At 52.8% G+C, this 14,818-nt stretch carries 14 protein-coding genes; all 14 read right to left on the reverse strand.

The window, feature by feature from the left end:
- Positions 1-3: 3 nt before the first annotated feature.
- Positions 4-1,482: a colanic acid undecaprenyl disphosphate flippase WzxC gene (gene wzxC, locus OGY33_RS09755; RefSeq protein ID WP_048215963.1), complete on the reverse strand. Its 1,479-nt coding sequence runs from the start codon at positions 1,480-1,482 to the stop codon at positions 4-6.
- Position 1,483: 1 nt separating this feature from the next.
- The gene (gene wcaJ / locus OGY33_RS09760; protein WP_008785190.1) at positions 1,484-2,878 is read right to left on the reverse strand and encodes an undecaprenyl-phosphate glucose phosphotransferase; all 1,395 of its coding nucleotides are present in this window, start codon (positions 2,876-2,878) and stop codon (positions 1,484-1,486) included.
- A 54-nt stretch (positions 2,879-2,932) separates the two neighbouring features.
- Positions 2,933-4,303 (reverse strand): colanic acid biosynthesis phosphomannomutase CpsG, encoded by a 1,371-nt coding sequence (gene cpsG / locus OGY33_RS09765; protein WP_191238323.1) that lies wholly within the window; start codon positions 4,301-4,303, stop codon positions 2,933-2,935.
- A 135-nt stretch (positions 4,304-4,438) separates the two neighbouring features.
- The gene (gene cpsB, locus OGY33_RS09770; RefSeq protein ID WP_008785192.1) at positions 4,439-5,875 is read right to left on the reverse strand and encodes a mannose-1-phosphate guanyltransferase; all 1,437 of its coding nucleotides are present in this window, start codon (positions 5,873-5,875) and stop codon (positions 4,439-4,441) included.
- Positions 5,875-7,101, reverse strand: a complete 1,227-nt coding sequence (gene wcaI, locus OGY33_RS09775) for a colanic acid biosynthesis fucosyltransferase WcaI (RefSeq protein ID WP_191238322.1) — start codon at positions 7,099-7,101, stop codon at positions 5,875-5,877. Before wcaI ends, cpsB begins: the two co-directional genes overlap by 1 nt.
- Complete coding sequence (locus OGY33_RS09780) at positions 7,098-7,577, reverse strand: GDP-mannose mannosyl hydrolase (protein WP_191238321.1); 480 nt, start codon at positions 7,575-7,577, stop codon at positions 7,098-7,100. Before OGY33_RS09780 ends, wcaI begins: the two co-directional genes overlap by 4 nt.
- A gap of 2 nt (positions 7,578-7,579) precedes the next feature.
- On the reverse strand, positions 7,580-8,545 hold the full coding sequence (gene fcl, locus OGY33_RS09785; protein WP_191238320.1) for a GDP-L-fucose synthase: 966 nt from the start codon (positions 8,543-8,545) through the stop codon (positions 7,580-7,582).
- Positions 8,546-8,547: 2 nt separating this feature from the next.
- Positions 8,548-9,669, reverse strand: a complete 1,122-nt coding sequence (gene gmd / locus OGY33_RS09790; RefSeq protein WP_136392123.1) for a GDP-mannose 4,6-dehydratase — start codon at positions 9,667-9,669, stop codon at positions 8,548-8,550.
- Positions 9,670-9,693: 24 nt separating this feature from the next.
- Positions 9,694-10,248 carry a colanic acid biosynthesis acetyltransferase WcaF gene (gene wcaF / locus OGY33_RS09795; RefSeq protein ID WP_001153539.1) on the reverse strand — a complete coding sequence of 185 codons (555 nt, stop codon included), beginning with the start codon at positions 10,246-10,248 and terminating at the stop codon, positions 9,694-9,696.
- Between the two features lie 9 nt (positions 10,249-10,257).
- On the reverse strand, positions 10,258-11,004 hold the full coding sequence (gene wcaE / locus OGY33_RS09800) for a colanic acid biosynthesis glycosyltransferase WcaE (protein WP_191238319.1): 747 nt from the start codon (positions 11,002-11,004) through the stop codon (positions 10,258-10,260).
- Between the two features lie 5 nt (positions 11,005-11,009).
- Complete coding sequence (wcaD, locus tag OGY33_RS09805; RefSeq protein WP_060683572.1) at positions 11,010-12,227, reverse strand: colanic acid polymerase WcaD; 1,218 nt, start codon at positions 12,225-12,227, stop codon at positions 11,010-11,012.
- On the reverse strand, positions 12,202-13,419 hold the full coding sequence (gene wcaC / locus OGY33_RS09810; RefSeq protein ID WP_191238318.1) for a colanic acid biosynthesis glycosyltransferase WcaC: 1,218 nt from the start codon (positions 13,417-13,419) through the stop codon (positions 12,202-12,204). The genes wcaD and wcaC overlap by 26 nt, the downstream gene beginning before the upstream one ends.
- Positions 13,416-13,904, reverse strand: coding sequence for a colanic acid biosynthesis acetyltransferase WcaB (wcaB, locus tag OGY33_RS09815; RefSeq protein WP_032943932.1), 489 nt, complete (start codon positions 13,902-13,904; stop codon positions 13,416-13,418). The genes wcaC and wcaB overlap by 4 nt, the downstream gene beginning before the upstream one ends.
- Before the next feature lie 2 nt (positions 13,905-13,906).
- Positions 13,907-14,749 (reverse strand): colanic acid biosynthesis glycosyltransferase WcaA, encoded by an 843-nt coding sequence (wcaA, locus tag OGY33_RS09820; RefSeq protein WP_000206145.1) that lies wholly within the window; start codon positions 14,747-14,749, stop codon positions 13,907-13,909.
- Positions 14,750-14,818 lie beyond the last annotated feature (69 nt).

A 14,818-nucleotide genomic window follows, 5' to 3' on the forward strand; every position in this document is an offset into this window, starting at 1 on the left:
TTCTTATCCTGCACGGAGCAAGGTTTTCATTTTTTCACTGCGACAGAGCTGGCGTTTTATTTCCACCACCAGCGGATGACGCGACAGCACCATCATTAGCGCAAACGCCAGCGCCCCTGCCGCTATCTGGCTCCCCAACAACACGCCCAACGACAGCTGGTCATGCAGCATTACGCCCAGCGCATAGCCCACTACAAGGGTTGGCAAGGAGAGATACAACGGCAGCCAAAGACTGAGCATGTACTGGCGGTAGCTGGAGCCAAGAACAGGTTTAATCATCACGAAATAGCTGAGGACGGTGTTAATCACCTGGACCAGCAAAAAGCCCAGCGTCACGCCAATCGCTCCGGCCAGATGTCCACCGATGAAAATGGCGGGAATAAACAGAAAGGTTTTGAACACATTGAATTTAAAGCTGATATCGACCCGCGCCTTCGCCATCAGCAGTGAACCGATCGGGTTCCCCACCGAGCGCAGCAGCCCAACAATGCACAGCAGTTGCAGGATGGGGATAATGCCATTCCACTTCTCGCCAAATACCAGTGGCACCACGTTATTCGATATCACCATCAGTCCCAGTAGCGCCGGGAAGTTGATAATCCCAACCACCGACAGCAGCTTGTAAAAATTCACCCGTAGCTTTTCACTGTCGTCCTGGATTTTGGCAAACGCCGGAAACAGCACGCGGGTGATAATCGGGTTCAGTTTGATCGGGGGGACAACCGCCACATTCCAGGCGAGATTGAATCCACCCGCCACGCCAGCTCCCAACGTGCGGGCCAAAACCAGCGTGGAAAGGTTGGTATTGATGTAATTGATGATGCTGTCTGCCGTCAGCCACGCACCAAAACGCAGATTCGACGAAACGGATGCCAGCGAAAAATGCAGCCCCGGACGGTAAATCCGGCGACCAAAATAGCCGAACAGCAGCGTACGTAGCGTACTGTTTACCAGATACCCGAGAATGGCCGTCAGTGCGAGCGGCCAGAAATGGGCGCTGACTACGGTAAAGGTAAAACCGGCCAGTACCGAACTGGTTTCAATCATGCCAATTTTGTTGAAGGCCAGCTCTTTTTGCATCAGCGCGCGAAACTGCTGCCCGTGCGGTATCACCACAAACGCCAGCGATAACGTTTTGATGAGCGGTGCCAGTTCTGGGTTATTAAGTACGCTGGCAATCGTCTCGCTCAGTAGAAACATCGCCACGCATACCACGATACCCAACCCAACGTTGAGCCAGTACAGCGTGGTCAGTTCAAGATAGCCAATCTCTTTGCGCTGAATAATTGAGTTGGCGATACCAAAGTCAGACAACGTATCTGCCAGCGCGATAATCACCAGCGCCACGGTTAACAACCCGAACTGGTGGTTATCAATAATCCGTGCCAGTACGGTCATCTGGATAAGCCCCAGACCAATGATGATCACCGTGGCAATCGCCGACCACTTTGCGCCGTTCAGCGTTTTTTCTCGTAAGCTCATGTTAATACGCCGCTTTGTTGACAAAGCCTTTGAATACCGTCAGAAAAACAATTTTGATATCGAACCACACGCTCCACTCGCGAATGTATTCGAGGTCAAACTCCACACGTTTTTCCATTTTTTCCAGCGTATCGGTTTCACCGCGCCAGCCGTTGATTTGCGCCCAGCCAGTAATACCCGGTTTCACCTTATGGCGTAACATGTACCCCTCGATCAGCTGGCGGTACTGTTCGTTATGCGCCACCGCATGCGGGCGTGGCCCAACAATAGACATGCCCCCGGTCAGCACGTTAATAAACTGCGGCAGTTCATCGAGTGACGTTCGGCGCAGGAAATTCCCCACAGGGGTAACGCGCGGATCGTTTTGCGTCGCCTGCGTCACCACCGCGTCGTTTTCCATCACTTTCATCGAGCGAAATTTCCAGACTTTGATCGGCTTCCCATCCATGCCGTAACGGGTCTGGCGGAAAATCACCGGTCCTTTTGAGGTCAGTTTTACCAGTAGCGCTATGCCACACAGCACCGGAGAAATAAGCAGCAGGATCAGCGAAGCCAGCACGATATCTTCCGCGCGTTTCAACAGGCGATTAATCCCCGAGAGCGGCGTGTCATACAACGGCACCACCGGAACGCCATTCATCTCTTCAATCCGTGAATGCAGAATGTTGAAGGTAAAGACATCAGGAATAAGGATCACTGAACAGGTGGTATCGGCCAGCTCGCGAACCAGTTTTTTGACGCTGGCGCCATCGCTCATCGACATGGCGATATAAACGTTATGAATACGTGAGGCTTTGGCGTCATCCACCAGCTGTTGCAGATTACCGGCCCAGTCGCGGGAGTTTTTTCCAGGGATAGGATCGTGATAGACCCCTGCTACTTCAAATCCCAGCCACGGTTCATGGCGAAAGCTGTCCAATAGCATTTGTCCGGCGGGCAGGTCCCCTGCCACCGCCACCCGGCGCGTGTTATACCCGCGATTACGTAACCATCCCGCGCCGTAGCGAATAAATGACCGGCTCAACACCAGGCCAACGCTGGATAGCAGATACCACGCCAGCCAGACAGCGAGACGGTTATCAAAATCGTTATTAAAGGCGATCAGACCTGCGCAAAAAATCAGACTCAGCGTCCAGTTTTGCAGCAACAGCACCAGCTCAGTGGAAATTTTGACACCGCGCCAGGAGCGATAAAAATCCGTTATGCCACCGAGCATCTGAAAAACGACCAGCGTGATCAGCGCCACCAGCAGGTGCATGTACAGGAAAGGCAAACCGCTTAATTCGCAGATTACCCACAACCCGCCAAACATGATGGTGATATCTGAAAAGCGTTGCACCATCGAAATTAACGACGCATTGGTTTTGGCGCGCTCGCGCTTCTTTAGATGTGTCATCGTGGTTCCTGTTAGTCACCCTTTGCCCAGAATCGGGCAAAGGAAGCACCAGCATTACTGATTCAGTAACGCCAGAAGAGTGCGCGTTCGCGCTTCCATCAACGGAATATCTCCGCGCGATTCCACGTTCAGGCGCACCACCGGTTCGGTATTGGAAGAGCGTAAATTGAAGCGCCAGTCGACAAACGACATGCTGATACCGTCCGTTCTGTCCACCGACAGCGCCTCACGAGAAAAATGCTGCTCCACGCGCGCAATCGCTGCCGTCGGCTCTGCCAGCGTACTGTTTATTTCACCACTCGCCGGGTAGGCCACCATCCGGTCACGGACCAGTTCGCCCAGCGACTGTCCTTTCAGACACAGCAGTTCCGCCACCAGCAGCCACGGGATCATTCCGCTGTCGCAATAGGCAAAATCGCGGAAATAGTGGTGCGCGCTCATTTCGCCACCATAAATGGCATCTTCATGGCGCATCCGCTCTTTGATAAACGCGTGCCCGGTTTTAGACATCACCGGTTTACCGCCTGCCGCCGTCACCACATCCACGGTGTTCCAGGACAGGCGTGGGTCGTGGATAATTTTCGCCCCCGGATTCTTCTCCAGAAACGCTTCCGCCAGCAGGCCGACAATGTAGTAGCCCTCAATGAACTGACCTTTTTCATCGAACAGGAAGCAGCGGTCAAAATCACCGTCGAAGGCAATCCCCATATCCGCGCCGTGTTCAATCACTGCATTGCGCGTGTCGGCCCGGCATTCCGGCAGCAGAGGATTGGGAATACCGTTGGGGAAGTTGCCATCCGGCGTATTGTGAATTTTGATGAGCTCGACCGGCACGCCCAGCGCCTTAAAACGGGCTTCAATAGCGTCAACCACCGGACCTGCCGCGCCGTTACCGGAATTGAGCACCAGCTTCATCGGTTTCAGGTTGGCGGGATTGATGTAACCCAGCAGGTGGTCAATGTAGGCATCACGGGTAGTAATGCGCTGGTAGCGGCCACGTTTTGTCTCATCAACCGCCGGGAAGTCATTGGCTTCCGCCAGGCGCTGCACGTCGCGCAGACCGGTATCTCCGCTAATAGGCCGTGCCCCTTCCCGCACCAGCTTCATGCCGTTGTAATCCATCGGATTATGGCTGGCGGTCACTTCAATACCGCCGTCAATACCCAGGTGGAAAGTGGCAAAATAAATCTCTTCGGTGCCCGACATGCCAATATCCAGCACATCCACGCCTGCATCCTGCAGTCCTTTCGCCAGCGCCAGCTTTAGCGTCTCGCTGGTCAGGCGCACGTCACCGCCGAGGACAATCGTTTTTGGCTTCAGGAACTCGCCGTAAGCGCGGCCAATACGCCACGCGATATCTTCATTCAGCTCTTCGCCCAGCCTGCCGCGAATATCGTAGGCTTTGAAACAGGTTAATTTCGTCATGATTTACCCTTCTTCAGGCAACAGGAGGCCCTGACTCTTAATGAGCCTTTTAATGAGTGTTAAATGCATTTTCCGGCGCGCTTCGCTTATCGGCCCTACGGTGTTGTAGGCTGGATAAGCGCAGCGCATCCGGCATCAGGTACGCCCGTATCTGTCCGCAAACCGCACCACATCATCCTCATCGAGATAAGATCCGGAACGCACTTCAATCAGATCGAGCGGGATTTTCCCCGGGTTCTCCAGACAATGGGTCGCCCCCAGCGGAATATAGACAGACTCGTTTTCAGCGAGCAGTTTGATGTCGTCATTGATTGTCACCTTCGCGGTACCAGCCACCACAACCCAGTGTTCAGCCCGGTGATGATGCATCTGCACGGACAATCCCTCACCGGGTTTAACGGTAATCCGCTTCACCTGGTAACGGTCTCCGGCATCAATAGAGTCGTACTTGCCCCATGGACGGTAAACTTCACGGTGAATATGGTGCTCATGACGTCCGTCAGCTTTAATTTGCTCCACCACTTTTTTGACGTCCTGCACCGCGTTGCGATCGGCGATCAGCACCGCATCTTTGGTCTGCACCACCACCAGATCCTTCACCCCGACGGTCGTCACCAGGCCAGATTCGGCATACACGTAGCTGTTTTCCGTTTTATGGCTAATGACGTCACCATGATGCACATTACCTTCAGCGGTATGGGCGCTGATTTCCCACAGCGATGACCAGGAGCCAACATCGCTCCAGCCTGCGTTCATGGGCATCACCACCGCATCGGCCGTACGTTCCATTACCGCATAGTCCACAGACTCTTCCGGGCAGGCGAGAAACGCCTGTTCATCAACGCGGATAAAATCGAGATCGGGATCAACCGTACTCATGGCGTTTTCGCAGGCCTCAAGAATGTCGGGGCGATATTTTTTCAGTTCTTCCAGATAGCGCCCGGCCCGGAACAGAAACATGCCGCTGTTCCAGTAGTAGTCGCCGCTCGCCACGTAAGCCTGCGCGGTTTCCAGATTGGGCTTTTCAACAAACTGCGCCACCTCAAAAGCCACGGCGTCGGTATTGGTCGGCGAAACCTCGCCACGACGGATATAGCCATAGCCGGTCTCCGGCTGGTCCGGCACGATACCAAACGTCACCAGCTTACCCGCGCTGGCATACGGCATTGCATTGCGAACCGCCTCGCGAAATGCCTCCTCGTCGGCAATCATGTGATCGGCCGCCAAAACCAGCAGCAGCGGATCTTCCCCAGGACTTTGACGTTTTGCCGCCAGCGCGGCCAGCGCTATCGCCGGTGCCGTATTGCGCCCGGCGGGTTCGAGAATAATATTCTCAGTCAGCTTGTGCAGTTGTCGTAGCTGTTCCGCCACAATGAAACGGTGTTGTTCATTACAGATAACCACCGGGCTTTCACACTCCACGCCGTTCAGACGACAAATCGTTGTCTGCAGCATGGTGAGATCGCCTTTCAGGCACAGAAACTGCTTTGGATATAGTACGCGGGACAGAGGCCATAAACGGCTACCCGAGCCACCGGCCATCACCACCGGAAAGAGTTTGTTTTGACTCATCATGTACCCCGAATATCTGCAATAAATTGGCTCAGCACGTTTTCTTTATCCAACGTGCGTTCGGCATACTCACGTGCCACCGTGTTAATCTTTGGCATGGTTAACGCCTGTTGAATCCCGCCAACCAGCGCATTCACTGATTCAGGCTCGACATACACCGCGATGCCTGGGTGAGCGTCACACAGCTGACCCAACTCGGTCTCAGGTTCGGCGGTAATCACCGCGTTACCACCAACGGCGAGGATATTGGTCAGTTTGGAGGGCAATACGGCATCCGCCGCACCGCGCTTTTGTACCACCAGATGACAGTCCGCCATCTTGAGCAGCGCAGGCAGCGCGTCATAAGATTGCAGCGGAAAGAACTTCACATTGTTCAGGCCGCGTTCGCTAGACATACTCTCCAGCCGTGCTTTACCTCCGCCCTGCCCGACAATCACAAACAGCCAGGGCTGTTCGCTCAACAGGGCCGCTGCGTCAATCACACTTTCCAGCCCTTGCTTTTCACCGATATTGCCTGAGTAGAGAATGATTTTTTTATCATCAGGCAAGCCCAGTTGCTGGCGCAACGCCAGAGCATCGGCGTCGCTCACGTCACGAAAGCGCGCTACTTCTGACCAGTTCGGAAAGAAAATGACCTTCTGTGCATCAACGCCCTTCTCCTGCGCTTTATTCATCATTGAACGAGAAATGGTCGAAATATGATCCATATTCAACAGCCCACTGCGCTCAAAGGCGCTGGCCATTTTTGCCACCGCGCCACGCTTGCCTTTGCCTGCCATGCCAAGCCCCAGCATGGCATCGACTTCGTAATCCTGAATATGCAGCAGCGTGCGCGCCCCGGACAGCTTCGCCAGCAGGCGCATGCCCGGCGTACAAAACAGCGTTGGCACTACCCCAATGATGCGATCCGGCTTCCAGCGGCGCTGCGCCAGCAGCGGGAAGAAACTGCTCAGGGCAAAACTGCCTAGATGCAGCAAGCGCTTGAGCGTAGAAGGCTGCTCAGGCACATACAGCGGACAACGCCAGACGATGGCATCGCCCTCTTCACGACGATAGCGCCAGGATGAATAGCGACCGTTGACCTTCCACTGCGGATAATAAGGCGGCGCAGTGATCACCCGTACGTCATGCCCCTGTTGCGCCATCCACTCCACCATTTCACCGGTGTATTTACCGATACCGGTCAACTCCGGCGAATAGTTGATGCCATACACAAGGATCTTCATAGCCCGGGTACTCCGGCCTGACTCTTCTCACAGAAGTAAGCCCGGCTGTTGTCGTGCGCGTGGTCACTGGCCAGGATCTCTTCAATTGTCAGCCAGCGGTACGCGTCATGTTGAACGTCAGGCAGTTGCAGGTCGTTTTCCGACACCCGCAGACGAAATCCCAGCACGATGTAATGCGTTGAGAAATCTTCCCCGGAAAAGTTGTCGTCATAGAAGTGCTGCCAGACCCCGTAAAACTCTGCAGCGGACAGCGGTAAACGTAACCCCAGCTCAGCGTCAGTCAGCCGCTCAAAGGCCGCGCGCAGCGGTTCATCTTTTTGCACCCGACCGCCGGGCACGAACCAGTACCCCTGCGCCGGACGATTGAGGCGCTTGCCAAGCAGAAATTCGCCTTGGGCGTTTTCCACGATCAAATCGATGGAAATCAGCGGAGTTGAACGTACAACGGTGGCAAAATCCTCATGACGTAAAAACATGCTTACCCCCGGTAACGCTGCTGGTTTTCAAGGAACCATTGATATGTACTGGCAAGCCCCGCTTCCAGAGATATCTCGTGATACCAGCCCAACTGATGCAGACGCGTAACATCGAGCAATTTGCGCGGCGTGCCGTCCGGTTTGCTGGCGTCGAACACCACGCGCCCCTTGTAACCCACTACCTGCGCGAGGGTTTGGGCCAGTTCACGGATGGTGCAGTCCACACCGGTGCCCACGTTGATATGCGACAGCATTGGTTGGGTATATTCCTGCAACACTTCCTGAGCCAGCTCCATCACGTGGATACTGGCCGCCGCCATATCGTCAACATGCAGAAATTCACGCATTGGCGTCCCGCTTCCCCACACCACCACATCCGGCGTATTTTGCTCGCGAGCCTCATGAAAGCGGCGCAGCAGCGCCGGGATCACATGCGAATTACTCGGATGAAAGTTGTCATGCGGTCCGTACAGATTGGTCGGCATCACCGAGCGATAATCACGGCCATACTGTCGGTTATACGATTCGCACAGCTTGATACCGGCAATTTTGGCAATCGCATACGGCTCATTGGTCGGTTCAAGTGCCCCCTGCAACAGTTCACTTTCGGCGATTGGCTGGGTAGCTTGTTTGGGATAAATACAGGATGACCCGAGGAACAACAGTTTATTCACGTTATGCAGATGCGCTGCATGAATAATGTTGCTCTCAATCATCATATTTTCATAAATAAAATCAGCAGGATAAGTATTGTTCGCCACAATCCCCCCCACTTTTGCCGCCGCCAGATAAACCTGGTCAATACGTTCAGCGGCAAAGAACGCCTGCACCGCACCGGCGTCCAGCAGATTAATCTGGTCGCGGGTACGCAGCACCAGTTCTACGTTATCTCGCTGCGCCAGCTGTCTTACGATGGCGGCCCCCACCATCCCGCGATGGCCCGCCACAAAAATACGTTGTGTCTTCATCCTCAGTACTCCAGCGCGATGGCGACCTCGTAACCGTGCGACTTCAGCAGGGAGTGTTTCTTCGCTGCTTCAAGGTCGTTAGCGACCATTTCTGAGATCATCTGGCGCAGAGTAATCTCCGGTTTCCAGCCGAGTTTTTCATGTGCCCTCGCCGGGTCGCCCAGCAGCGTTTCTACTTCTGCCGGACGGAAATAGCGCGGATCGACGGCGATTATCACATCCCCAGGTTTCACACCCGGCGCATCGTGTCCGGTCACAGAAACCACGATGCCTTTCTCATTCACGCCCTCGCCTTCAAAGCGCAATTTAATCCCCAACTGAGCGGCCGCCATTTCCACGAACTGGCGCACGGAATACTGCACGCCGGTGGCAATGACGAAATCTTCCGGCTGATCCTGCTGCAGCATCATCCACTGCATCCTGACGTAATCTTTGGCATGCCCCCAGTCGCGCAGTGAATCCATGTTGCCCAGGTACAGGCAAGACTCCAGCCCCTGAGCGATGTTGGCGATCGCCCGGGTAATTTTGCGAGTGACAAAGGTTTCGCCGCGGCGCGGAGATTCGTGGTTGAACAGAATGCCGTTACAGGCATACATCCCGTAAGACTCGCGGTAGTTGACGGTGATCCAGTAGGCGTACAGCTTGGCAACAGCATACGGTGAACGCGGATAGAACGGCGTGCTCTCTTTCTGTGGGATTTCCTGTACCAGACCGTACAGTTCAGAGGTGGACGCCTGATAAAAACGGGTCTTTTTCTCCAGACCAAGGAAGCGGATCGCCTCCAGCAAACGCAAGGTGCCGATCGCATCAACGTCTGCGGTGTATTCCGGTGAATCAAACGACACCGCAACGTGGCTCATGGCGCCCAGGTTATAGACTTCATCCGGTTGGACTTCCTGTAAAATACGGGTCAGGTTGGAGGAGTCGGTCAAATCGCCATAGTGCAGATGAAATTTGGGATTGCCTGAATGCGGATCCTGGTAGATGTGGTCCACACGTTCGGTGTTGAATGATGAAGCGCGACGCTTAATACCGTGTACTTCGTACCCTTTTTCCAGCAGGAGTTCTGCCAGGTAAGAACCATCCTGCCCGGTTACGCCAGTAATGAGAGCGACTTTTGACATGTTATAACCTCTTCAGTGATCCCCTCAGGGAGTAACTTTCTCGACGCGTTCGCGCGTGACTACTGCGGGATTTCCCCGACAAACAACATTTGCTGGCAGCGATTTAAATACGCTGCTTCGTGCTCCAACGACGGTGCCATCACCAATCGTCACGCCAGGCGCGACAAAGACATCTGTCGCCAACCAGCATTTAGCGCCAACCACAATCGGCGTGGCGTTAATATCAAAATGTTGACTGGCATAATCATGACTCCCGGTGCATAAATAACTTTTTTGCGAAATAACCGCATGGGCGCCAATCGTAATATCACCTAACGTATATAAAACCGCGTCGTCACCCACCCAGGCATAATCTCCCAGGGTTAATTTCCACGGATAAGTAATTTTTACTGAAGGCCGAATGACTACGTTTTTTCCTATTTTTGCACCAAACATTCGTAATAAAAATGCACGCCAGCGATACATGACCTGCGGTGACCAGCGAAATAATGTTGCTTGCACCGCCCACCATAATTGCACTTTAATAGCACCACCGCCGCGAAAACCTCCAGGCACTTTAAATCCGCTTAAGTCCTGCATAATATGCCCTTACGTTTTTCCATATAAGTTTTTTGTTTTAGCGGTTGTGCGCAGACGTAAATATTCTGACAAACCGGTCCAAAAACCTGGCATGTGTAATATCTGGCGCTGTACTTTTTTGGCATCCCGACACAATTCCAGATTATTCGTCGTTGACACTCCGCCCATAGAAAACTCCGATACCAATCCGCTCAACTTTTTAAAAGCGTAACCGGACTTGTATAATTGGGCTGCCAACGCGTAATCAGACGATATTTTATATTGCAAATCATAATGCCAGACATTCAGTCCTGAGAGCGGAAAGAATATCGCCTGATGACTGGCGGGCAGGCTGTGATAAATATACCAACTCGGTTTTGCCCGGCGCTTAATTTTGTTGCCATTGCCGAAATCCAGCAACGCATCGCCAATGACCATGGTTTGGTCGCTCTGCATTTTTAGCTGGCGGATAAAATGTGCCGCGTCCGCATGCAAAATATCCCCGGAGTTGAGGAACAGCGCGAACCGCCCGCGCGCCATCGCGATGCCTTTGTTCATCGCATCATAGATGCCGTTATCCGGCTCGCTGACAAACCGTAACCGGTGTTCCCCACTAAGCCCTTCAAGAAACGCCGACGTACCATCCGAGGAGCCGCCATCAACAACAATCCACTCAAAACTGATATCACCCGCTTGCGCCAGATGTGCCAGCGATGCGTAAGTTTTGACGATCCCTTCCAGATTGCGAAAGGCGACGGTAATGATACTGAGCAGCATGTGAGTTACCTCGCGATATTCAGCGCCTTGCGCAATATAAACGGACACACAATTAAAAATGCGTATTCCGGACTAAATACTGAACCTGTAAAAAACAGTGACAACGGTGTAAAAAGATAAAGCTGCACCCGATAATTCTGATTATCGCCAAACGCATTGATCATCATTTTCATGACCTTCCCCATGTACCACAGGGCTAATATCACCGCGAACCATGAAAAATAAATAATCAGCAGATACAAACCATTGTCTATTGTTTTACCGACATCTGCACCGTTAAAAATTCCGAATGACGCAACGTATTCATAAAGTGAGCCAAATCTCACTACGCCATCAACGTTCAGTAACGAATAACCGACCATCACTAATGGCCCTACGATACGATAATACGATGACGAACCTTCAGTTCCTAAATCACCAAGCCGCGTTGCGATGTACGGAAAAGCAAATATCACCCCAACTAAAAACACGCTTAATGAGATTATCGCCAGCGGTAGCTTCTTTTTTATCGCATCCTTATTCAGGTACTGGAACGCCCACTCCAGGAGATAAAACAAAATAAACGTCATTACCCCTGAAAACGATCCTGATAATATTATCCCTGCCAGAATCATAGCATCGGACTTAGGTGTTTTGATACCAAACTGTTTGATGCTGAGCCAAATTGAGATTAACGCCAGAGCGAAGAATGCCGGTTCGAAATAGAGCGCAGTAGTACGTTTCCCACCAAACTTAATAAAGTTCAGAACATAGCTGTTACTGTAAATAAGATATTTCGAAATAACTTCCATTAAACTGCTGCCGCCGCTGAGAATTATCTGTGCCATTTCAACCGCAGCTAACCCCACCACCAGTCCCACAACCAGCCAGAAAAACCGCAAGATCTTAGCGTAGTTATGCGGTGAAATGGTTTTGAAGCGAATACTCCACACCATGCCAATGATCACCACGGTATAAACAAACAGCATCGCTGACGTTACGTACTTACTGGCATCCAGTGATTGACCGAACAGGTAGTTAAACGCCGTCAGCCCGCCCCCTACCCCCAGTGCGATCATTAATTTTTTGATATTGATGCGCTCGACAAACAGCAACAGCAGAACGGGTAAGAAGGTGACGATAGTTATCGGGAAGCTCTCGCCAAGCTGGGCGAGTTTGACGTTAACCAGCAGATAAAGCAGCGGTAGCACCAGATAGCTACAGATTCTGATAGAACGAGACATATTCCTCCAGCATCTGTTGCCCACTGTATGCCACCCGACTGCGTTGACTGAACGCGGTAAGGGACGTGTCAAATACCGCCTGCGCAATGTCTGATTTTTTCAGCTGCACCAGCTGCAATACGTCCGCTTCGCTGAACGTTTTGCCGCCTGATTTGGCCAGCACTTCCTGCGCGGCATCGCTGTGCGTGGCAATTACCGGTACGCCGATGGAAAGCGCTTCACACAAAATCAGCGGGTAGTTATCGACACGGGAGCTGAACACCAGTCCATCCATCTGGTTAAGCGCACTCATCAACGTGCGCTTATCGCTCTCAAAACCGTGGTTGATGACGTTATCTCCCGCAAATGGCGAAAATTTGCCGAAGGTATGCAGCTCAATTTTGTCCCCAAGCGCGCTAATCGCTCGCACCAGTTGTTGACTGGTTTTGCCGTCATAGCGCAGGTCATGAGCCACCACGGCAATTTTCGGCCGACCGCTCTCCGCAGGCATCGCGGGTAGTTCGGCAAGAATGGCTTCGGTTGCCACATCAATGCCATTATTGATAACGCGGCAGCATCCCACGCCATACAGGCTGTTGAATGCGTCGGCCACATGTTGACTGGGCGAGATAAACTGGCAGCCCAGCGCCAGCATGGCACGGAACATCTGCCGCTTACCGGGCAACCGCTGATGGGCTTTATCGACTTTTACCGGCGGATAGTTGCTGAGCGTTGGGCATTTCTGACAGCCCGTTCTCCAGCCTTCGCAGCCATCGGTAAAGGCACAGCGCCCGGTCACGCTCCAGTGATCGTGCAGGGTCCAGACGAAGGTGATATCCGGTTTATGCGCCTTCACTTTTTGGCAAAAGGTCACCACCTCTTCCAGGTTCAACCAGTAGCTGTGCAACACATGAAAATGCAGTACCAGCGGGCCGCAGGTGCGGGTAACCGTGCGATATAGCTTGTCGAGATTGCCGAACATGTCGCGATTTGCAAAACGAAACAGCGCAATGTTAGCCGCCGACGTCAGGCGCGGCGTATATTTGATAACCTGTGGGTATTTCGCATGACTGGCGCTTTTTTTACCGCCTTTGCCATAGCCATAGACAAACCGTGACGACAGCCCTTTTTCCAGCGCGCGAAGATGCAAATCTAACGCCACACCTGCCGCCCCACCTTCTGCGAGTCGCACATTAAACTGTAATATCTTCATTTTATTACCTTCACCCGTGCCTTCTCGCCCACGACCAGCGTATTGTCCGGAACGCTATCCACCACGACGCTCCCCGCGCCAATCGTCACGTTATCGCCAATAGCAACGTCGCCGAGCAGAGTGACATTGGCCCCCAACTCAACGCCGTTACCGATGACCGGACAGGATGGATCGTTGGCGCCAAGATTGCCGATAGTGACGCCGTGGCGTAGGGTAAAATCATCCCCCGCTACCACGTGTTTATTGATAACCACCCCATAGCCATGATGGATGGTGAAACGACGACCAATTGATGCAGCAGCCTGAATTTCATAGCCAAACAGGCATTCGGTGATAAGGCGATACATCACCAGCACCGGGGCAGCCCACAGGTTGTTTATGATGTTTTTTTTACGCCAGACGGAGCAAAAATGGGCAATCCGATAGGCCGCCACCATGCAACAGGGGCGCAGACTCCAGCCGTTCGCGCGTAAATCTTCCAGCATAATTAGCGTCCTCGCAGTCCGTCGGCCAGACGCTTACTGTTACGAACAGAAAGCAGCGTCAGCAGCGTGCGCCAGTTCATCCGTTTGTTGCGGATCTGATAGAGGGTAAACAGCTGATATTTCTTGCTGGCCCGGTCAAATTTGCCTTTGTGCTTGCGGTAAAACTGAAAGTAACCGGAGAATTTATTCGGCGATGAGGTAATACGCATCTCGCCGTGATTCACATGCAGGATCTGCGTCGCCTCTTTGACCTTCCACGGTTTGCCATACGCCACCACCATGCGCAGGAAGATGTCGTAATCCTGCGCCGCTTTCAGCGTGGTATCGAACAGGCATGCTTTAAACCGCCATGCCCAGGTAAATACCTGATTACCAATGATGTTGCGTTTATAAAACCTGCGGCGTGAATATACGGACTTCGGATAGAGCGGCAGACTGGTCGGCTGTGAATACACTTCGCCCTCACAGACATAGTCATTGGCATACAGAAACGCCCGTGTGACCAGTTGATGCCGATACTGCAGGAACACGCTCAGGCGGTTCGGTGTCCATTCATCATCATCATCAATCCCCGTAATGTATTGTCCGTTGGCCTGCATAATGGCCTGATTACGCACCGCGCAGGCCCCGGAGTTGGTGGAATTATGCGTATACGACACACGCGGATCGTTGAGTTCCTCAACAAACTGCTGCAACTGCTCATATGATGAAGAGCAATCATCCACAATGATCATCTCCCAGTGAGGGTAGTCCTGGCGCAACACCGATTTAATCGCCCGAATGGCCAGCTGCTGGCGGTTCCAGGTTGGCATATAAATTGAAATTAGCGGGTTTTCTGTCGTCATTTTCGTTTCCGGATAGATACGCTTTTGTAGGCCGGATAAGGCGTTTTCGCCGCATCCGGCAGGGTTGGT

This window comes from Citrobacter sp. Cpo032, from assembly GCF_030332975.1.
In the GTDB taxonomy this organism is placed as follows: Bacteria; Pseudomonadota; Gammaproteobacteria; order Enterobacterales; family Enterobacteriaceae; genus Citrobacter; species Citrobacter portucalensis.

Excerpts from the sequence above, each read along its gene's own strand:
- wzxC (WP_048215963.1), bottom strand. The coding sequence starts at position 1,482 with ATGAGCTTACGAGAAAAAACGCTGAACGGCGCAAAGTGGTCGGCGATT.
- wcaJ (WP_008785190.1), bottom strand. The coding sequence starts at position 2,878 with ATGACACATCTAAAGAAGCGCGAGCGCGCCAAAACCAATGCGTCGTTA.
- cpsG (WP_191238323.1), bottom strand. The coding sequence starts at position 4,303 with ATGACGAAATTAACCTGTTTCAAAGCCTACGATATTCGCGGCAGGCTG.
- cpsB (WP_008785192.1), bottom strand. The coding sequence starts at position 5,875 with ATGAGTCAAAACAAACTCTTTCCGGTGGTGATGGCCGGTGGCTCGGGT.
- wcaI (WP_191238322.1), bottom strand. The coding sequence starts at position 7,101 with ATGAAGATCCTTGTGTATGGCATCAACTATTCGCCGGAGTTGACCGGT.
- OGY33_RS09780 (WP_191238321.1), bottom strand. The coding sequence starts at position 7,577 with ATGTTTTTACGTCATGAGGATTTTGCCACCGTTGTACGTTCAACTCCG.
- fcl (WP_191238320.1), bottom strand. The coding sequence starts at position 8,545 with ATGAAGACACAACGTATTTTTGTGGCGGGCCATCGCGGGATGGTGGGG.
- gmd (WP_136392123.1), bottom strand. The coding sequence starts at position 9,669 with ATGTCAAAAGTCGCTCTCATTACTGGCGTAACCGGGCAGGATGGTTCT.
- wcaF (WP_001153539.1), bottom strand. The coding sequence starts at position 10,248 with ATGCAGGACTTAAGCGGATTTAAAGTGCCTGGAGGTTTTCGCGGCGGT.
- wcaE (WP_191238319.1), bottom strand. The coding sequence starts at position 11,004 with ATGCTGCTCAGTATCATTACCGTCGCCTTTCGCAATCTGGAAGGGATC.
- wcaD (WP_060683572.1), bottom strand. The coding sequence starts at position 12,227 with ATGTCTCGTTCTATCAGAATCTGTAGCTATCTGGTGCTACCGCTGCTT.
- wcaC (WP_191238318.1), bottom strand. The coding sequence starts at position 13,419 with ATGAAGATATTACAGTTTAATGTGCGACTCGCAGAAGGTGGGGCGGCA.
- wcaB (WP_032943932.1), bottom strand. The coding sequence starts at position 13,904 with ATGCTGGAAGATTTACGCGCGAACGGCTGGAGTCTGCGCCCCTGTTGC.
- wcaA (WP_000206145.1), bottom strand. The coding sequence starts at position 14,749 with ATGACGACAGAAAACCCGCTAATTTCAATTTATATGCCAACCTGGAAC.